This window comes from uncultured Oscillibacter sp. (assembly GCF_950073225.1).
Lineage (GTDB): Bacteria > Bacillota > Clostridia > Oscillospirales > Oscillospiraceae > Oscillibacter.
Genome location: NZ_CATMPS010000033.1, coordinates 1 through 18,320, shown reverse-complemented (window position 1 = coordinate 18,320; position 18,320 = coordinate 1). Strand labels below are relative to the sequence as shown.

Below are 18,320 nucleotides of genomic sequence, written 5' to 3'. Positions count from 1 at the left end.
GCTTAGCCGCGGGTTTTTCACAGGGTGAAAAGCCTGCCCCATCCGGTTGGGGCTTGTGTCCGGCAGGCTGGGGAGGGTCCGCCATGGGACGCAACATTTTAGTCGTCGAGGACGACCGCAACATCTCCGATCTCATCCACATGTACCTGGTGAAGGAGGGCTTTGACGTCCGCATCGCCGGGGACGGCGGGAGGGCCATTGAGGAGTTCCAGAAGGCCGCTCCGGATCTGATTCTGCTGGACATCATGCTGCCCGTCATGGACGGCTGGGCCGTCTGCGCCAAGATCCGGGAGACTTCTCAGGTCCCCATCATCATGCTCACCGCCAAGAGCGAGGTCTTCGACCGCATCCAGGGTCTGGAGATGGGAGCGGACGACTACATCGTCAAGCCCTTTGAGATGAAGGAGCTCATCGCCCGGATCAACGCCGTCCTCCGCCGGACGGAGATTCCCAACGACACCAGCAAGAAGCTGACCTTCGACAAGCTGGTCATTAATCTGGACTCCTATGAGCTCATTGTGGACGGGAAGAAAATCGACACCCCGCCCAAGGAGCTGGAGCTTCTATACCACCTGGCCTCCACCCCCAACCGGGTCTATACCCGGAACCAGCTTCTGGACGAGGTTTGGGGCTTCGACTACTTCGGGGACAGCCGGACGGTGGACGTACACATCAAGCGCCTGCGGGAGAAGGTGGAGGGCGTCAGCGAGAAGTGGGCGCTGAAAACCGTTTGGGGCGTGGGGTATAAATTCGAGCTGGCCGCGGAGAAGGCCGAAGGATGAAGCGCATACAGGAACGGACCCAAAGCCTCTATTGGCGGCAGCTCTTCGTCACGGCGGGCATGGTGCTTTTGACCTTGTGCCTGCTGGGGGCGTCCTTTTTCTCCCTGAGCTACAACTACGCCCGGGGCCAGCAGGGGGAGGAAATCGCCTCCAAGGCCCGGGTTATGAGCCAGCTCTCCCTGAGCTATCTGGAAAACGGCCGGTACCTGGACATAGAGGATCTCCAGGACGACCTGGACTTCCAGCGCCTGGCCAGCTTCGCCGCCATCGTCTCCGACGTGCACTTTTTGATCTGCGACACGGAGGGCCACGTCCTCCTCTCCACCGACGAAACCCTGGACGGGAAGACCGTCACCGTTCCCCCGGAGCGGACGGCGAGGATTCTGGAGCATGGCAGCGCCTCCTGGCGGGACGACCTGGGGGGCGTGTACCCGCAAAAGCGCTTCTCTGTGGGCGTGGCCGCCGTGAACCCCGTCACCATGGAGCGGGTGGGGGAGGTGGTGGCGGTGTCCACCCTGGCCTCCCTGGACTCCATGTGGCAGGGCTTTATCGGCCTCTTTTTCATGACGGCCTTTGTGGTGCTGATGATTGCCTTTATGGCCTCCTCCGTCACCGCCATGCGGCAGGTGAAGCCCATCCGGGAGATGGTGGAGGCTACCCGGCGCTACGCCGAGGGGGATTTCGATATCCGCATGAACGACTACGGAAGAAACGACGAGGTGGGGGAGCTGGCGGCCTCCTTCAACGCCATGGCGGAGTCCCTCCAGCAAACGGAGCGGCAGCGCCGGGAGTTTATCGCCAACATCTCCCACGAGCTGAAAACCCCCATGACCACCATCGCCGGGTACACCGACGCCATTTTGGACGGGGCCATCCCCCCGGAGAACGAGAAGCAGTATCTCCGCATCATCTCCGGGGAGAGCCGCCGCCTCAGCCGCCTAGTGCGCCGGATGCTGGACGTGAGCCAGCTCCAGGCCATCGACCCATTGCGGAGCGGGGCCCATTTTGACCTCTGCGAGAGCATGCGCCGGGTGCTGATCTCCATGGAGAAGAAGATCACGGACCGGGAGCTGGACGTGGAAGCGAACATCCCCGAGGGGCCCATCCTGGTCCTGGGGGACAACGACCTCATTACCCAGGTTATCTACAACCTGCTGGAAAACGCGGCCAAGTTCGCCTACAAGGGCTCCACCCTGTACCTGGGGCTGACCCTCCGGGATGGGAGGGCCCATGTGACGGTGCGCAACTGCGGGGACACCATCCCGGCGGCGGAGCTGCCCCAGCTCTTCGAGCGGTTCCACAAGAGCGACAAGTCCCGCAGCGAGGACAAGGACGGCGTGGGACTGGGGCTCTACATCGTCAAGACGATTTTAGAACAGCACAAGGAGCGGATCAACGTCACCAGCGAAAGCGGCGTGACCACCTTCTCCTTCTCGCTGACCACGAAATGAGGGAACATGGGAGAACGTGAACAGGCCGGGCGCCTGCCCGGCGAAATCGTGGAGGCCTACCGCGCTCCCCTCCCCGGCGGCGGGGAGCGGGACCCCCGGGAGGTCGTGGCGTCCTACCGGCAGCCGGACCCCCGGGAGGTGGTGGAGATTTACAGCCGCCCCGTCCCCGCCGGGGTGCGGAAGCCTCCGGCCGCTTCCCGGACGCGGCGGCGCGGCATCCTCCGGGGACGGAGGGCGGGCCTTTATAAGTTTTTGATCTGCGCGGCGGTGCTGGTGGGCCTGGCGGCGGCGGGAAAGGCCGTGGACCTGATTTACCGGGACCAGCCGCGGCCTGGGGAGGAGATCTATGAGAGAAGCGCGGAGATCACCATCCCCAGCTGGCCTGTGGACCAGGGGGCGGGGCTTTCCGTGTCCCGGACCCAGGGAGATCCGCTGACGGCCCAGGAGGTATACCGCCGGCTGAACCCGGCGGTGGTGACGGTGCAGTGCCTCTCCGGAGAGGGGGTATCCGTGGGCACCGGCGTGATCTTTTCCGAGGACGGTTATATTCTGACGAACCATCATGTGGTCCGGGGCGGCAGCGAGTGCTATGTTACCTTGGACAGCGGCTATTCCATGGACGTCTGCTTTGTGGCCGGGGACGAGGACAGCGATTTGGCGGTGCTGAAGGTCCCCCCGGGGGAGCTGATGACGGTGGGCGCGCTGCCCTTCGCCTCCTTTGGGGACTCGGAGCAGCTGGTGGTGGGGGACCCGGTCTACGCCATCGGCGCCCCCAGGCGGCTTCGGGGCACCCTGACCAACGGCATCATTTCCGCCATCGACCGGGACATTGAGGTGGAGGGGCGGACCATGACCCTTCTCCAGACCAACGCCGCCCTGAACTCCGGCAACTCCGGCGGCCCCCTCATCAGCGAGCGGGGCCAGGTGGTGGGCATCAACGTGGCCAAATACATGTCCGACTGGAACCGGGACAGCGTAGAGGGCCTGGGCTTTGCCATCCCCTCCGCCTATTTGGAGAGGATCGTCAACGACCTTTTAAAATGGGGCGAGGTCCTGCCGGAGCCGAGGCTGGGCATCTGGGTGCAGGCGGGGGAGCCGGGCCTTTTCGTCCAATCCGTGGACCCCGATACCGCCGCCGAGGCGGCGGGTGTCCGGGCGGGAGACTATATTGTCGCCGCCCAGGGCCAGGAGATGCACACGAACCAGGACCTGTTCCGGGTCCGGCGGACCCTCTATGTGGGGGATAAGCTGACGCTGACCCTCCTCCGGGACGGGGAAACCCTGGAGGTCACCCTGGAGCTGGACGAGGCGGTGGAGTAATGCAGAAGACGGAGGAGGGGATCGTCCCCTCCTCCGTTTATTCCTCAGACAGCTCCAGCACCACCGGGCAGTGGTCGCTGCCGTGGACCTCGCTCCAGATGTCGGCGTTTTGAATGCGGCTCCTCAGCCGCTCCGAGACGATGAAGTAATCGATTCTCCACCCTGTGTTGTTCTCCCGGGCCCGGCCCCGGTAGCTCCACCAGGAGTAGGCTCCGGTCTTGTCCGGGTACAGCGCCCGGAAGGTGTCCACAAAGCCGGCGTCCAGAAGCTTTGTCATCTTCTCCCGCTCCTCGTCGGTGAAGCCGGGGTTCCGCCGGTTGGGGCCGGGGTTTTTCAGGTCGATTTCCTGGTGGGCCACGTTCAGATCCCCGCAGTAGACCACCGGCTTCACCGCGTCCAGCTCGCAGAGGTAGTCCCGCAGGTCGTCCTCCCAGGCCATCCGGTAGTCCAGGCGGAGGAGCTGGTCCTTGGAGTTAGGGGTATAGCAGCAGACCAGGTAGAAGTCCTGGAACTCCGCCGTGATGATCCGCCCCTCGTGGCGGTGCTCGTCGATGCCGAAGTCGTAGGTGACGTTTAAGGGCTGGCGGCGGGTGAAGACGGCGGTGCCGGAGTAGCCCGCCTTGTCCGCGCTGTTCCAGAAGCGGGTGTAGCCGGGGAGGTCAAACTCCGCCTGCTCCGGGCGCATTTTCGTCTCTTGGAGGCAGATGACGTCCGCGTCGGCGAAGGCGCAGAAGTCCAAAAAGCCCTTTTTCAGGCAGGCCCGGAGGCCGTTGACGTTCCAGGAAACCAATTTCATAAAAGCACCTCGTTTGTATCTTGGATGATGGATGGTTTTATTGTACCGCATCTCCGGGGAAAAAACAATTGCCCAGGGCATGGAAAAGGAGTAGAATAGAAGAAACGTTTCCGTAAATTTCGTATGGAGGTTTCAGTCATGGGTTTCCTGGATAAGTTTAAAAAGAAAAAGGAGCCGCCCGCCCGGCCTCATCGGGAGGGCACGGCCCCGGAGACGGAGGAATACACCCCCGGCGGCTCCGCCGTTTACCGCTATCAGACCCCGGAGGACCAGGGCTTCCGGCCCCCGGAGGATGTGTGCGTCTCCACAGAGGCCATCGAGAAGCACATGGAGGAGATTTTCCCGGGCTGGGAGGGCTTCGTCTGCCATGAGCTCCTCAGCGATTTGGTCCACATCGACGTTCACGTCCTTCACTCCCCCAGGGGGGACTGCACGCTCCTCTATACCACCGGCATGAGCGATCTGCCCATGAGCCTGCCGGAGGAGATCGCGGACCGGGAGGATTTGAAATACGCGGAGCTGTACATGCTCCTCCCTGGGGACTGGGACCTGGGCAAGGCGGGGAGCAATCCCAAGGACCTGCCCTATGAGCGGTTCTGGCCCATCCAGATGCTGAAGTTCCTGGCCCGCTTCCCTCATGAGTACAAGACCTGGCTGGGCTGGGGCCACACCATTCCCAACGGGCCGGATTACACGCCTGTCTGCGACGGCCTGGGGTTTGGCGGCGCGGTGCTGGACAGCCTCTCCCTGGTGCCGGAGCTGACCACGGAGGACGGGAAGACCATCTGCTTCTACATGCTGATTCCAGCCTACAAAGAGGAGATCGAATACAAGCTGAAATACGGCATGGAGGGCCTGAGCCAGCGCTTTGCGGAGGGGAAGCTCCCCGTGGTGCTGGACGTGCACCGGCCCAATTTCTGTGAGGATTTCAAGGAGATACTGGACTGAACCATGGACTATGAAAAGCTCCTGAACATGGCGGCGGAGCTGGGCTATCAGCTGATGTACAGCGGCGCGGAGATCTACCGGGTGGAGGAGTCCGCCCGGCGGCTCCTCCACGCCTACGGCCTGGAGAGCCCGGAGGTCTTCGCCATCCCCAACTGCCTCATCGTCAGCGTGGCCACCCCGGCGGGCCAGCCCGTCACCCGGATGCGCCGGGTTCCGCTCCACGGCACGGACATCGAGCTCCTGGAGCGGTGCAACGGCCTTTGCCGCCGCCTGTGCGCGGAGGTCCCGCCCCTGGACGAGGCCCAGGCGCTGGTCGATGCCCTGCCGGAGGCCATTCCCCGGTACTCCCCCCGGATGATGCTGCTGGGCTACGGCGCAGCCCCCGCCTTCTTCGCCCCGCTGTTCGGCGGCGGGCTGGGGGACCTGGCCTGCGCCTTCCTCTGCGGCCTGGCGGTGGGCCTTTGCCTGCTGTACGGCGGGAAATTCATCGGGGCCAACAGCTTCTTTCGCACGGCGGTGTGCAGCGCCCTGGCGGCCTTCCTGTCCCTGGCGCTGGTGGAGGCGGGACTGGGGGAGAGCGTGGACGTGGTGACCATTTCCACGCTGATGGTCCTGGTCCCCGGCGTGGCCCTGACCAACGCCATGCGGGAGATCATGGCCGGGGACACCTTCTCCGCCCTGAGCCGCACGGCGGATGCCATCCTGGTGGCCTCCGCCATCGCCCTGGGGGCGGCGGCGGGACAGGCCCTGGGCGGGCTTTTCTAAGGAGGACGGCATGGAGACGATTTTTTGGGAGTACGCCCTGCCCTGTTTCTGCGCCTTTTGGGCCTGCGTGGGCTTCACGCTGATGTTCAACATCCACGGGCTGGGAAAGCTCATCGCCGGGGTGGGCGGGGCCCTGGGCTGGCTGGTGTATCTGCTGGGCGGGCAGACCATTTTCGCGGCCTTCCTGGCGGCGGCGGCCATCGGCGTCTTCGCCGAGGTCATGAGCCGGGTCCGCCGCTGCCCGGTGACGGGCTATGTGCTGGTGGCCCTGCTGCCCCTGGTGCCCGGCGGGGGCGTCTATTACGCCATGCGCCACGGCGTGGCCGGGGAGACGGACGCGTTTCTCAGCACCCTGCTCCACACCTTCGGCATGGCGGCGGCGCTGGCGGTGGGGGCCATGCTGGCCTCGTCGGCGTTTCGGGCGGTCTTCCCCCGGCTGCGGCCGCCCAAACAGTGAACAACGGAGGATGGGATTTTACCATGGAAAGCTTCAAACAGGAATTATATGAAAACGGCTATTTCCGCCAGGAGGAGCTGGTATTCTGGGACTGTGACCGGGAGCAGCGGGTCCGGCTGGCGGCGCTCCTCAGCCGCCTGGGGGCCTTCGCCGGGTACGACTACGACGCCCGGGGCCTGACCCACGAGGTGCTGTGGGCCAACCGGGAGGTCTTCCTCCTGTCCCGGGCGTCGATTAAAATTCAGGACTGTCCCCACGCGGGGGATGTTCTGGACATCACCACCTGGGAGGCGGGGGCCAAAGCCGCCCACATGGGGCGGAACTATGAGATGCGGGACCGGCAGGGCCGTCTCCGGGTCTCCGCCCGGACGGACTGGATTCTGGTGGACCCGGAGACCCGGAAGATCATGCGGCCCTCGGCCTTCACGGCCAAGCCCCTGCTGTCCTCGGATCGGCCCCTGGACTGCCCGGAAACCAGGAAAATCGTCCTCCCCAGGGAGGGCCGGGAGGACCTGGGGACCCGGACCGTCCGCTGGTCCGACCTGGACGGCAACGGGCACCTGTTCAGCGGGAATTACGCCGACATCATCTGGGACGCCCTGCCGGAGGACTTGCAAATCCAAACGCCCAGGGAGTTCCAGATCAACTACAGCCGGGAGGCCGTCCTGAGGGATACCCTCCGTTTGGAGGGCTTCCGGGGAGAGGCGGGCTATTTCGTGGAGGGCCTGGGGCCCCGCGGGGCCTGCTTCACGGCCCTGTGCGCGTTCTGAAAAGGTTTCCAAAAAACTGTGCTTGACGGCGGATTTTCCCAGGTATACAATGGAAGTACGTACTGTTCCGGCGATTTTCCGCCGGAGAAGAGAGGAGATTTTCTATGAAACGCTTTTTGACCATCCTGCTGACCACTCTGGCGCTGGCGGGTCTGCTGTGCGTCAGCGCCTCCGCCTCCAGCTTTGACGGCCCGGCGGCGGAGCTCTCTGCCATCGGCATGCTCAAGGGCGGCTCCGGCGGCTTTGACCTGGACAAGGCCCCCACCCGGTCCCAGGCCGCCATTATGCTGGTCCGGCTCTACGGCGCGGAGGAGGAGGCCAAGGCCGCTTACGCCGCCGGGGACCTCCAGTGCCCCTTCACCGACGTGAACGGGACCGCCGCCCCCTTCGCCGCGTGGCTGAAGGACAAGGGCCTTGCCAGCGGCACCTCCGAGACCACCTTCGGCGGGTCGGAGCCCTGCTCCGCCAAGGCCTACACCATCTTCCTCCTCCGGGCCCTGGGCTATCAGGACAACGTGGACTTCACCGCCGCCAACGCCCAGGAGTTCGCCATGGGGCTTGGCCTGCTGGATACCTCCGCGCTCACCGGGAAATTCCTCCGGGACGACCTGGCGGCCATGACCTATCAGGCCCTGGGCATGGACCGGAAGGACGGGAGCACCTACCTGCTGGCCAGCCTCATTGAGAGCGGGGCCGTGGACGCGGCGGCCGCCAAGCCCATGACGGACAAGATCGAAGCCTACCGGGCCCTCCAGGCCTCCGGCGCGGCGACGGCCCAGGGCCTGGACACCACCGTGGACGTGAAAATGGCTATGAGCCTCGGCGTCAAGGGCACCGAAGGCGGGACTTCCCTGGACATGACCCAGAAGGCGGACGCCACGGTCAAGGGCCGCATCCAGATGGTCCTGGACAAGGAGCTCCAGATGGCCATGGACCTGACCGTCACCGCGACGGACGGGGAAACCACCGAAACTGAAAAAATGGAATACTGGCTGAAAGACGGCGTGGTATATGTCCGCTCCGGCGATATGTCTTATCAGATGCCCATGAATATGATGGGAATGGACATGGAGGCCTTTATGGCCCTGATGGAGCAGGCATCCGGAAAGACCTCCGCCGCCCAGCTGCCCTTCATCGACTCCATCACCGCCAAGTCCTCCGGGGACAGCACGGTCTACACCCTGAAACTGAACAACGCCTTTGCCGGAATGATCAACGGCCTGACGGGCCAGATTCTGGGCGTGCTGGCGGCGGAGGCGGACCTAAAGATGGACATGTCCCTCGCTCTGGACGGCAGCACCCTCACCTACACCGTGGGCAAGGACGGGGCGCTGAAAAGCGCGGCCGCCGATCTGACGCTGAAAGCGGACGTGAAAGCCTCCGACGGCAAGGACAGCCTGACGGCGGACGTCTCCGCAGACCTGGACATGACCATGGAGGTCAAGGCCATGGGCAAGGCTGTGAAAATCAGCTTCCCCGATTTCTCGGGCTTTGAAGACCTCATTGGCGGAGCCGACGGCCCCACCGGCATCTTCACCGCCGCTTAAGCCTTCCCTCCCGCAAAGAGAGCCGCCCGGCTTTGCCGGGCGGCTCTTACGGTTCCCCGTCCTCCAAGGCCAGCTCGTTCCTGGCCTCCTGGAGGACCTTTTTTTCCGCCTTGGTGGTCAATTGGCTCTCGTCAAACTTCGCGAACAGATCCGGGCGGCGGCGCATGGTCCGCTTGTAGCTCTCCTTCTTCCGCCACGCCGCCACCTTCCCGTGGTCCCCGGAGAGGAGGATCTCCGGCACCGCCCGGTCGTGCCACACAGCGGGCCGGGAGTACTGGGGGTACTCCAAAAGCCCGTTCCAGTGGGACTCCTCCTGGAAGCACTCCTCGTCCGGCAGGACCCCGGGCACCATGCGGCACACCGCGTCCGCCACCGCCATGGCAGGAATTTCCCCCCCGGTGAGAACGAAGTCCCCCATGGAGATTTCCTCGTCCACGCACTCGTCCAGAAAGCGCTGGTCCACGCCCTCGTAGTGGCCGCACACCAGAATCAGGTGTTCATAGTTCTCTTTCAGCTCCCGGGCCAGACCTTGGGTAAAGGTCCGCCCGCAGGGGGAGAGGAAGATGGTCCGCCCCGGCCCGTGGGCCTCCACCACATGGGCCCAGCAGCGGTACAGCGGGTCCGCCTGCATGACGGCCCCCCGGCCCCCGCCGTAGGGGTAGTCGTCCACCTGCATCTGCTTGTTGGTGGTGTACTCCCGAATCTGGTGGGTCCGGATGGCGATGTACCCCCGCTCCTGGGCCCGGCCCAGGATGCTGACGTTCAGCATGGCGTCCACGGAGTCCGGGAACAGGGTCAGAATGTCGATGTTCACTCCGCCAATCCCTCCCACATCCGAATGTCCATCCGGTTGTTTTCCAGGTCCACTCCCAGGATAAACGCGTCTTTCACCGCCGGGACCAGGAACTCCGTCACTCCCCGGACGGTATAGACCTTGCTGGCGGGATAGCGGTCCACCCGGACCAGCTCCCCCACGCACTCCCCGGTCTCCCCGTCGTAGACGTCCAGGCCCAGGAGCTCGGCGTCGAAGTACTCCCCCTGCGCAAGCCCCGCGTCCGCCCGGCGGATCAGCAGCTCCTTTCCCCGGAGGCGTTCCGCGGCGGTGCGGTCCTCCACCCCTTCCAGCTTGAGGAGGGCCATGCCCTTGTGGACCCGGCAGGACGCGGCGGCGACGGCCTTTCCTTCCAGATAGAAGGTTTGAAAGCCGGTGAGGAAGTCCGCCTCCCCCTCCAGGGGCAGGACCCGCAGCTCTCCCCGGATGCCGTGGACGCTGACTATCCGGCCCGCGGGCACAAACTCTAATTTCATAAGGACGCTCCTTTGCTGTCAATCAATTCCGGGGCAGGAACAGGGAGAACTTGGCCCCCCTCCCGGGCCGGGAGAAGGCCTTCACGTAGCCGCCCTGGCCCTGGGCAATCTGCCGGACCAGGTAGAGCCCCACGCCCACGCCCTCCTCGCCGGAGGCCGCCCCGCCCCGGTAGAACCGCTGGAAGAGCTTGGCCAGCTCCTCCTCCGGGATGCCGGGGCCGGTGTCCTCCACGTCCACCCGGGCGAAGAGCTCATAGGCCCGGGCGCTGACGGTGACCCGGCCCGCCGGGGTGTATTTCACGGCGTTGTCGATGAGGTTGCACACCGCCTCCGCCGTCCACTTGGGGTCAAAGACCGCCTCCGCCCCGGCGGACTCCAGCACCAGCTCCAGGCCCTTCTCCGCCGCCTTGGGAGCAAGCTGGCCCACCGCCGCCTCCAGCATGGGCCCCAAGGGCCCCGGCCGGGGATGGAGGACCAGCACCCCCGCCTCCAAGCGGGAGGTTTTTACCAGCGCCTCAATGAGGGATTGGAGCTTTCTTGCCTGTTCCCCCAGGGCGGCGGTGCAGGCCCGGCAGTCCTCCGGGGCCTGTTCCTCCAGAAGCTGGGTGTAGAGCAGCACGTTGGCGATGGGGGTTTTCGTCTGGTGGGAGATGTCGGCGATGAGGGACTTGATTTTGTCCCGCTCTTCCCGGAGATGAACGGCGGAGACGGAGGAGGCGCTGAGGTAGTGGGCCAGCTTCGTCTCCAGGGCGGAGAGCAGGGTTTCGTCAAAAGCCTCCTCCCGAAAGTCTCCCCGGATGGCCTCGTCCAGCATCTGATCCAGGCGGCGGAGCAGGCGGCGCATCCGCCAGCGGTCCCAGAGGAACAGCGCCGCCGGAAGCAAAACGGCAAGGAAGCCATATCCCGCGCTTATCATGCCTCAGCCCTCTTTCTCTCCGGTGGTCCAGGTGTAGCCGATGCCGTAGACGGTTTTCAGATACCGGGGCTTGGAGGGGTTTTCCTCCAGCTTGCCCCGGAGGCGCTTCACCGTCACGGACAGGGCGTTTTCGTCTACATACTCCGCCCCGCCGGTCCACACCCGGTCCACCAGCAGCTCCCGGGGCAGGGTCCGCCCCCGGTTCTCCACCAGAATGCGGAGGAGCTTCTGCTCCGTCTTGCTCAAATCGACGCTCCGCCCGTCCCGCCGGAACTCCATGCGCTCAAAGTCAAAGGAAAACCCGTCCAGGACCAGGGGCCCGCTGGGGACAGCCCCGCGATCCCGGCGGAGCTGGGCGTTGACCCGGGCCCGGAGCACTGCCAGGGAGAAGGGCTTGGTGACGTAATCGTCCGCCCCGGACTCCAGCCCCGCCACGATGTCCGTCTCCATGTCGTTGGCGGTCAGCAGGATGACGGGGACGGAATTGGCCCCGGCCCGGAGACGGCGGAGGAAGTCCAGCCCGTTTCCGTCGGGGAGATTCACGTCCAGAATCAGCAGGTCAAAGCCTCCCGCCTCCAGGGCGGACCGGGCGGCAGAGAGGGTCCGGCACAGCGTCAGCTCCAGCGCCGGGTCCTTGAGGGCCAGGCACAGCCCGTCCCCCAGGGCCCGGTCGTCTTCTGCAATGAGAATTGATTTCATGACACGCTCAAAGCGTCCTCCAGCACCAGGCCGGGGTTGTGCTTGGTCAAAAAGCCCACGGACCACTCGCCGCCGAAGGCCACCAGAAGCCGGTCCTTGAAGTCCTCCAGCACCGCCGCGCCGGTGCACAGGACCAGCTCGTCGGGCTTGCAGGGGCATGCGGTGATGAGCCGCAGGTGGTCGTAGGGCAGGCCCTCCATGTAGAGCTCCACGCCGTACTCTGCCTTCATGCGGTACTGGAACACATCGAACTGCAAGGTGCCCACGACTCCCACCACGACCTCCTCCATGCCGCCGCCGGGGCGCTTGAAGATCTGGATGGCGCCCTCCTGGGCGATTTGCTCCGTGCCCTTGATGAACTGCTTGCGCTTCATGGTGTCCTTGGGGGATACCCGCATGAAGTGCTCCGGCTCGAAGGTGGGAATGCCCGCGTAGCGGAACTTCTTCCCCGGCACGGTGACGGTGTCGCCGATGGAGAAAATGCCGGGATCGAACACGCCGATGATGTCCCCGGCGTAGGCCTCGTCCACAATCTCCCGCTCCGCCGCCATCATCTGCTGGGGCTGGGAGAGGCGCATTTTCTTGCCGGTCTGGACGTGGAAATACTCCGCGTCCCGCTGGAAGCGGCCGGAGCAGATGCGCATAAAGGCCAGCCGGTCCCGGTGGGCCTTGTTCATGTTGGCCTGAATTTTGAAGACGAAGGCGGAGAAGTCCGGAGAGAAAGCGTCGATCTCCTCCTCTCCCGCCATGCGGCTTAAGGGGGCGGAGGTCATGCGGAGGAAGGCTTTCAAAAAGGGCTCCACGCCGAAATTGGTCAGGGCGGAGCCGAAGAAGACGGGGGAGAGAGTTCCGGCCCGGACGGCTTCCAGATCGAAGTCCCGGCCCGCCCCCAGCAGCTCCACTTCTTCTTGAAGCTGCCGCCAGCGGTTTTCCCCAAGCATGCCCCCCAGGTTGGGGTCATCCAGGTCCACGGCGGTGGCCTCGGCCTTTTTGGCGTGGCCCTCTCCGGAGAAGAAGAGGATATGGGCGGACTCCCGGTCATAGACCCCACGGAATTCCTTCCCGGAGCCAATGGGCCAGTTGACGGGGTAGGTGTCGATGCCCAGCTCCGCCTCCACCTCGCCGCAGAGCTCCAGGGGGTCCCGGCTCTCCCGGTCCATCTTGTTGATGAAGGTGAAGATGGGGATGTGCCGCAGGGCGCAGACCCGGAAGAGCTTTCTTGTCTGGGGCTCCACGCCCTTGGCGGCGTCGATGACCATGACGGCGGAGTCCGCCGCCATGAGGGTGCGGTAGGTGTCCTCGGAGAAATCCTGGTGGCCCGGGGTGTCCAGGATGTTGACGCAGTAGCCGTCGTGCTGGAACTGCATGACGGAGGAGGTGACGGAGATGCCCCGCTGCTTCTCAATTTCCATCCAGTCGCTGGTGGCGGCCCGGGCCCGCTTGCCCTTGACCTCGCCCGCCTGGGCGATGGCCCCGCCGTAGAGCAGGAGCTTTTCCGTGAGGGTGGTTTTGCCCGCGTCGGGGTGGGAGATGATGGCGAAGGTTCGCCTCCGGGCGATTTCGTCCTTAAAAGCGGCCATGTTGCAGCCTCCTGGTTTTTAATAATGGGAGTGTTTCCACAAATTAAATAATATAGCATAGATTTGGGCGGTTTGCAAGTCCGGCGCATTGACAGGGCTTTGCCCAAGCCCGGCGCCAGAAACCTACACGCATTGGCTGAACTCTACCAAATTTCCTCCGAAGAATTATTAACCGCCGAGCAACGGCAAGGCCCTAATCCAATCCTCCGTTCCAATGTAACCTGGCTGGCAATCGTCCTACAAGTAGGTTTTTTAGGAAGTTGCACGCAAAGTGTTTATATGTTCCGCAATTATCCTGGCGATGACTTTGGCGCATTTATCTTCTCACTTGTATTACTTGTGCTTTCATCAACGTGGATGGCAACAAATCATCGCTTCGAGCCAGATAAAGAGCAGAGAAGAAAAAACGCAAGAATGGAATTGGGCTATTGCAGTATTCAAGCGCTGGCAGCGTTGCTCACAACGCACTTTGGAATGGGTCTTGTGGGGCTTGCCCTTATGCTTGGAGTTTGTCTGATTTACGTTCTGTATATCAACCCCAAGTTCATGAACTGCAAGTTTACACGGTAAAATACAGAAGAATTTCCACGCCTTTTCCCAACAAGATGCCTCTTATATGCACTTTACAGCTATCTCTGTCATCATCGGCAGGATTTGACCCCAATAAGAGCAAGTATTGACCCGTGGCCCAAATTTCGCTCCGCTCATTTGTCCCCCCGGTCTGCTACTTGTTGGGGAGTGCCTTCCCCAAACCCTGCTGGCCGGCGCTCCTCGCCGGTGTTGTGGCGCAGCCGCGCCACAAAAATCTGTCAGCCTCGCCCCCCTGCGTTCTCGCCTGACCGGGCGGAAAATGGGGAGGCTGTTTCCGCAATCGCCGCAGGGCGGCGCACCCGCCGGAACAGTACATCCGCTTCGCGTCTGTACTGTTCCATCGGGTCAGAAAGGGATACGACAAAAGTAGACACCAAAACGCATTGACAATACTTTGCGTTCGCTCTATAATAGCCTTAACGATGAGCGATACAAAAGTGAATATCAGTAAAATTCTCTGCACCCAGATGGTCTTGACCACCTGGGTGCATTGTGTTTTTCCAAAGCCTGATGTTCCCTTCTCCATCGCGTAACACATCGCCCATGACAACTGAATATGGAAAACTTGAAAGATGTATAATGGGCGAACTATACCCTAAAGGAAATTTCAAAACAGGAGGTAAAAATTATTGTCCAAACGCTACAAGACACCCCACCGTGACCGCATCATCAAGACCCGTGTGACCGAGGAAGAACACGCCGACTTCATGGAGCGCCTGACCGCCTACGGCATGAGCCAGTCCGAATTTATCCGGCAGGTCATCACCGGCGCAACGGTCAAGCCCATCATCACCGTGTCCCCCCGTCAATGACGAGCTGCTTGCCGCCGTGGGAAGGCTGACCTCGGCGGCAACCTCAATCAGATTGCCCGATGCCATAACCCCGACCTACCGACTATCGCCTTGGAGTTCTGGGGGCTGCCAATGTCTTTCGCCGACCACTCGCCGATAAACCCCAGAAAAACACTCCAGGCAAGACTTACTGATTTTCATATGAGATACCAGCGTACAAATATTGTCTGTACCGCTTCTGCCTCTTTGGAGCGCATGGAGTGAGTATAAATGTTCATGGTAGTAGTAATGTTGCTGTGCCCTAACCGCTTTTGCGCCACCTTAAGGAAACGCTGATTTAATCCCCCGAAATGATAGAAGAAGAAGGGAAACCAGTGGCATTTTGGTATGAAGTGCCACACCGGCGTGGATGCCGGGAGCGGCTTTGTCCACACAGTGGAGGCCACCGCCGCCAATGTCCGCGGCGTCACTGCAGCGGCAAGGCTTCTGCGGGAAGATGATAAGGCGGTCTGCGGGGACAGTGCCTGCCTTGGGACAGAGAAACGGGAAGAAATCAAAAGCAATCCGCAGCTTTGTGCCATTGAATACCGCATCAACCGCAGGCCGGGCCGGTTCCCCAGGGTTTCAGACAATGACATTGACTGGGAGCGGTATATTGAAAACCGAAAATCTGCCGTACGCTGCAAGGTGGAGCATCCCTACAGGATTGTGAAGAACATTTTCGGTTTTCGAAAAACCGTTTACCGGGGTCTGAGAAAAAATCTTAACCGATTACACGTTCTCTTCGCCAGCGCAAATCTGTACATGCTTGCCAGGGCGGGCGGTTCCCTATGCCCCGCCTAAGGTTTTTGCGCTCTTCGACCGGGCCGTGACTGGAAAAGCATGGTCGTTTATTGGACATTTCCATTACCTTCGTCTGTTTGCCTGGCTTTTACCTGCTTTCATCAGTGCTTCCTTAAGTCAGCGTTTCCTTAAGATAGTCCAGAAATTTTTCGCGGGTCGTTCCACCGCTGTAAATCGTATAGGCCGTCTCACCATTGCGTCTTATGGAGGAAAGAATCGTGGTATTGGCAGGCGTATTCAAGGGAGTCTTGTCTGCTGACCGCTCCCCGCCGATGGCCCGCCCACAGCGGCGGCTCAAGTCCGTGTTTACGCCGCTTTCATCCAGAAATACCAGTTTGTCCGCTTCGCATTGCGTGATCATTCCACTCCAGGCTTCTCACGCCGCCACAACATCGAACACGCCCCCGCTCTGCCGCGTAAAAGGACTTCTTCTTGTAAACATAACCCAGTCTAATCACGGCCTTTCGCACCGTTTCGTTACTGACAGACAGTCCCTGTTTTTCGATGATTTCGTCGATTGTAATATCCGGCTGGGCTGCGATCAGTTGGTCTATGCCCTGCAAATCTTCTTCCGTCAGGGCCGGTTTCCTTCCTCGCTGACTGGTTTGACGTTCTACACTGCCGGTTTTCTTCTTTTGTCCGCTCAAACGATACACGGTACTGGTACTTACCTGGAAACACTTTGCCACTGTCTGTGCATCGTGGGTCTGTTCATATGCCTGTACCAGCAGTCTTCGCGCCTCGTTGTGTAACATACCTATCACCTTCGCCAGACCATATCCAGATAAATCGACGCACAGGAAGCGGGCTTCTGATGGGTGCGCTGGTGGGTATTAATATACACATTGCTTTCTCAAGAAAAAGCTCGATGCGTATGAACATACACACCGAGCCTTTTAGAGCACTATTCATTTTGCAATGCTTGGAGGAAATCAAGGACACCAGCATCCATAGCAAGATCCTGCCTTTCATCATCCTTAACATCCTGCGGAACCGACACATGCTTTAATTCTTCCCGGAGAACCTCTCGCAGAGTATCCTTCAAATCTTTCCGCTTATGATAACCGCAGACCGCCTCACAGACAGCGCTGGTCTTGTTCTTTTCTTCCGAGAGAATTTGCCAAGTTTCCCACTGCATAGGATTGTCTAATGACAAGACGATATGATACGTTCACCTCGCCGGGGGCCCCAGCGGGGGCATCCTGCGCGGGTGGTTCCCCGGCGGCCTGCTCGGGGGCTTTCTCCGGGGCCGGGGGCTCCGGCGTGGGAGCCTCAGCCGGGCCCGTATCGAACAGGCTGGGCTGGGGATTTTCCTCCGGGCTCGTGTTCAGCTTTTCGTCTGCCATTCGTTACCTCCTTTTTATTTTCGTGAATGTTGCACAAATTTTGTGTTAAAAGTTTGTTACTATTTTTTCGCCTCCCTCCCGGCTATCCACGCAAAAAAGCCGCCCGTTTTTTCTTCCCGGACGGCTTTCTGCGTAATGTGATAGCTCTAATTTTATTTTTTTGTGGTTGCAGGCTCCGAAAAGCCTTGGATTTACACTCGTAAAGAACCATTTATAAAACGACAATATTTACGAGCAGTCACCAAAAAACTAATCCTTTGTGACAAAATCGAACATCCAGAAAAAAACACGATTTGACAATCGTGTTTTTTTCATGCCCAAAAGGAGGCAGCAACTATGCCGGATATGAAATTACCAAGCTATTTTTACGGCGATGAGGCGATGCAGTTTACCTACTTCCGCATCCCCTGCCAGCTTATCACCCACCCCCGCTTTAAGCACCTTTCCACGGACTCCAAGCTGCTCTATGGGATGCTGCTTGACCGCATGAGCCTGTCCATCAAAAACGAGTGGTACGATGATACCGGGCGCGTCTACATTTACTACACTGTAGACGAGGTATGCAGCAATCTGAACTGCGGACGGGACAAGGCCATGAGGCTGCTGGCCGAGCTGGACACCGGCAAGGGCGTCGGTCTGATCGAGCGGAAGAAGCAGGGCCAGGGCAAGCCCACCCGGATATATGTCAAGCGTTTCACCACACAGGAGATACCTCCCCAGCCTGAGAAGAAGCCGGAGCCTCCCGCGCCACCTCCTGGCGTCGAGTTTGCCGACGTGCAGAAGTCGGATTTTCCGACCTCAAGACGCCGCAAAAATCCACCTCAAGAAGTCGAGGAAACCGACCCTAATCAAACTAAAAGAAATCAACTTGATTTTATCCAGCCTGATCCATCCATCTATCCCCCAGCCCCCAGCGGGCGGCAAATGGGGATTGATCGATGCGAGGTGAGAGAGGAAGTCAAAGAAAATATCGAATATGAGCATTTACGGCAGGAGCTTCCCTACGACGATGTGGAGAGCCTTTTGGAGCTGATTGTGGACGTGTTGAGCAGCACGGCCTCCACCATACGGATTGGCGGTGAAGTCTTACCTGTGGATGCTGTCAGGCGGCGCTTTCGCCAGCTTGACAGCGAACATATCAAGTACATCATCGACTCCATGAGCCAGACAACCACAAAAATCAATAACATCCGGGCCTATCTGCTGACGGCGCTTTACAACGCGCCTATCACGATAGGCCCTTACTATTCCGCCGCCGTCCGGCACGATTTTGGTTAATGCGTCTCACCGTGAGCAATGCCATTAAGTTAACCAGAAGTTACCAAAAAGAGAGTTGCGCGGCAGGCAGGGGCGTCAACGCGCGGGGACATACACAGGAGAAATGCGGTTGCCGGCAACCACGGGTCTGGG

The 18,320-nt window shown here is 61.1% G+C and carries 19 protein-coding genes and 2 pseudogenes; 12 read left to right on the top strand and 9 right to left on the bottom strand.

What is annotated here, in order from left to right:
• The first annotated feature begins 83 nt into the window (after nucleotides 1-83).
• Genes Q1M04_RS13175 through Q1M04_RS13165 form a run of 3 tightly spaced genes read left to right on the top strand, consistent with a single transcriptional unit; the run spans nucleotide 84 to nucleotide 3,553 of the window.
• Nucleotides 84-782, top strand: a complete 699-nt coding sequence (locus Q1M04_RS13175; RefSeq protein WP_204791177.1) for a response regulator transcription factor — start codon at nucleotides 84-86, stop codon at nucleotides 780-782.
• Nucleotides 779-2,233 (top strand): cell wall metabolism sensor histidine kinase WalK, encoded by a 1,455-nt coding sequence (locus tag Q1M04_RS13170; RefSeq protein WP_297999387.1) that lies wholly within the window; start codon nucleotides 779-781, stop codon nucleotides 2,231-2,233. Before Q1M04_RS13175 ends, Q1M04_RS13170 begins: the two co-directional genes overlap by 4 nt.
• 6 nt (nucleotides 2,234-2,239) lie before the next feature.
• Nucleotides 2,240-3,553 carry a S1C family serine protease gene (locus Q1M04_RS13165; protein ID WP_297999389.1) on the top strand — a complete coding sequence of 438 codons (1,314 nt, stop codon included), beginning with the start codon at nucleotides 2,240-2,242 and terminating at the stop codon, nucleotides 3,551-3,553.
• A gap of 37 nt (nucleotides 3,554-3,590) precedes the next feature.
• Here the strand turns inward: Q1M04_RS13165 and Q1M04_RS13160 are convergent, their stop codons facing one another.
• On the bottom strand, nucleotides 3,591-4,349 hold the full coding sequence (locus Q1M04_RS13160) for an exodeoxyribonuclease III (RefSeq protein ID WP_297294589.1): 759 nt from the start codon (nucleotides 4,347-4,349) through the stop codon (nucleotides 3,591-3,593).
• Between the two features lie 138 nt (nucleotides 4,350-4,487).
• Between Q1M04_RS13160 and Q1M04_RS13155 the strand changes: the two genes are divergently transcribed.
• From Q1M04_RS13155 to Q1M04_RS13135, 5 genes are all read left to right on the top strand, one after another.
• On the top strand, nucleotides 4,488-5,297 hold the full coding sequence (locus Q1M04_RS13155; protein ID WP_297999391.1) for a suppressor of fused domain protein: 810 nt from the start codon (nucleotides 4,488-4,490) through the stop codon (nucleotides 5,295-5,297).
• A gap of 3 nt (nucleotides 5,298-5,300) precedes the next feature.
• Nucleotides 5,301-6,062 carry a threonine/serine exporter family protein gene (locus tag Q1M04_RS13150; protein WP_297999393.1) on the top strand — a complete coding sequence of 254 codons (762 nt, stop codon included), beginning with the start codon at nucleotides 5,301-5,303 and terminating at the stop codon, nucleotides 6,060-6,062.
• 10 nt (nucleotides 6,063-6,072) lie between these two features.
• On the top strand, nucleotides 6,073-6,519 hold the full coding sequence (locus tag Q1M04_RS13145; protein ID WP_297999395.1) for a threonine/serine exporter family protein: 447 nt from the start codon (nucleotides 6,073-6,075) through the stop codon (nucleotides 6,517-6,519).
• Nucleotides 6,520-6,542: 23 nt separating this feature from the next.
• Nucleotides 6,543-7,289 (top strand): acyl-[acyl-carrier-protein] thioesterase, encoded by a 747-nt coding sequence (locus Q1M04_RS13140; protein ID WP_297999397.1) that lies wholly within the window; start codon nucleotides 6,543-6,545, stop codon nucleotides 7,287-7,289.
• Nucleotides 7,290-7,393: 104 nt separating this feature from the next.
• Nucleotides 7,394-8,836 (top strand): S-layer homology domain-containing protein, encoded by a 1,443-nt coding sequence (locus tag Q1M04_RS13135; protein ID WP_297999399.1) that lies wholly within the window; start codon nucleotides 7,394-7,396, stop codon nucleotides 8,834-8,836.
• A 46-nt stretch (nucleotides 8,837-8,882) separates the two neighbouring features.
• Here the strand turns inward: Q1M04_RS13135 and trmD are convergent, their stop codons facing one another.
• From trmD to Q1M04_RS13110, 5 genes are read right to left on the bottom strand one after another with little or no spacing between them, the layout of a single operon-like run.
• On the bottom strand, nucleotides 8,883-9,650 hold the full coding sequence (trmD, locus tag Q1M04_RS13130; RefSeq protein WP_297999401.1) for a tRNA (guanosine(37)-N1)-methyltransferase TrmD: 768 nt from the start codon (nucleotides 9,648-9,650) through the stop codon (nucleotides 8,883-8,885).
• Nucleotides 9,647-10,144, bottom strand: a complete 498-nt coding sequence (gene rimM, locus Q1M04_RS13125) for a ribosome maturation factor RimM (protein ID WP_297999403.1) — start codon at nucleotides 10,142-10,144, stop codon at nucleotides 9,647-9,649. The genes trmD and rimM overlap by 4 nt, the downstream gene beginning before the upstream one ends.
• A gap of 22 nt (nucleotides 10,145-10,166) precedes the next feature.
• On the bottom strand, nucleotides 10,167-11,060 hold the full coding sequence (locus Q1M04_RS13120; protein WP_297999405.1) for a sensor histidine kinase KdpD: 894 nt from the start codon (nucleotides 11,058-11,060) through the stop codon (nucleotides 10,167-10,169).
• A gap of 3 nt (nucleotides 11,061-11,063) precedes the next feature.
• Nucleotides 11,064-11,759, bottom strand: a complete 696-nt coding sequence (locus tag Q1M04_RS13115) for a response regulator transcription factor (protein WP_297999406.1) — start codon at nucleotides 11,757-11,759, stop codon at nucleotides 11,064-11,066.
• Nucleotides 11,756-13,339, bottom strand: coding sequence for a peptide chain release factor 3 (locus tag Q1M04_RS13110; protein WP_297999407.1), 1,584 nt, complete (start codon nucleotides 13,337-13,339; stop codon nucleotides 11,756-11,758). The genes Q1M04_RS13115 and Q1M04_RS13110 overlap by 4 nt, the downstream gene beginning before the upstream one ends.
• A 132-nt stretch (nucleotides 13,340-13,471) precedes the next feature.
• Between Q1M04_RS13110 and Q1M04_RS13105 the strand changes: the two genes are divergently transcribed.
• From Q1M04_RS13105 to Q1M04_RS13095, 3 genes and pseudogenes are all read left to right on the top strand, one after another.
• On the top strand, nucleotides 13,472-13,909 hold the full coding sequence (locus Q1M04_RS13105) for a hypothetical protein (protein WP_297999408.1): 438 nt from the start codon (nucleotides 13,472-13,474) through the stop codon (nucleotides 13,907-13,909).
• 650 nt (nucleotides 13,910-14,559) lie between these two features.
• Nucleotides 14,560-14,802, top strand: a pseudogene (locus Q1M04_RS13100) (mobilization protein); the annotation flags it as partial.
• 291 nt (nucleotides 14,803-15,093) lie between these two features.
• Nucleotides 15,094-15,564, top strand: a pseudogene (locus tag Q1M04_RS13095) (transposase); the annotation flags it as partial.
• A 112-nt stretch (nucleotides 15,565-15,676) separates the two neighbouring features.
• Here Q1M04_RS13095 and Q1M04_RS16215 read toward each other — a convergent pair.
• The 3 genes from Q1M04_RS16215 to Q1M04_RS13085 all read right to left on the bottom strand — a co-directional run bounded on the left by Q1M04_RS16215 (nucleotide 15,677) and on the right by Q1M04_RS13085 (nucleotide 16,910).
• The gene (locus tag Q1M04_RS16215; protein ID WP_300561451.1) at nucleotides 15,677-15,925 is read right to left on the bottom strand and encodes a transposase; all 249 of its coding nucleotides are present in this window, start codon (nucleotides 15,923-15,925) and stop codon (nucleotides 15,677-15,679) included.
• On the bottom strand, nucleotides 15,882-16,319 hold the full coding sequence (locus Q1M04_RS13090; protein ID WP_300448136.1) for an IS630 transposase-related protein: 438 nt from the start codon (nucleotides 16,317-16,319) through the stop codon (nucleotides 15,882-15,884). The genes Q1M04_RS16215 and Q1M04_RS13090 overlap by 44 nt, the downstream gene beginning before the upstream one ends.
• Nucleotides 16,320-16,640: 321 nt before the next feature.
• On the bottom strand, nucleotides 16,641-16,910 hold the full coding sequence (locus Q1M04_RS13085) for a hypothetical protein (RefSeq protein WP_300448133.1): 270 nt from the start codon (nucleotides 16,908-16,910) through the stop codon (nucleotides 16,641-16,643).
• A 336-nt stretch (nucleotides 16,911-17,246) separates the two neighbouring features.
• On the opposite strand from Q1M04_RS13085, the gene Q1M04_RS13080 reads away from it, so the two are divergent.
• Nucleotides 17,247-18,188 (top strand): DUF6017 domain-containing protein, encoded by a 942-nt coding sequence (locus Q1M04_RS13080; protein ID WP_295759557.1) that lies wholly within the window; start codon nucleotides 17,247-17,249, stop codon nucleotides 18,186-18,188.
• The last annotated feature ends 132 nt before the right edge of the window (nucleotides 18,189-18,320 follow it).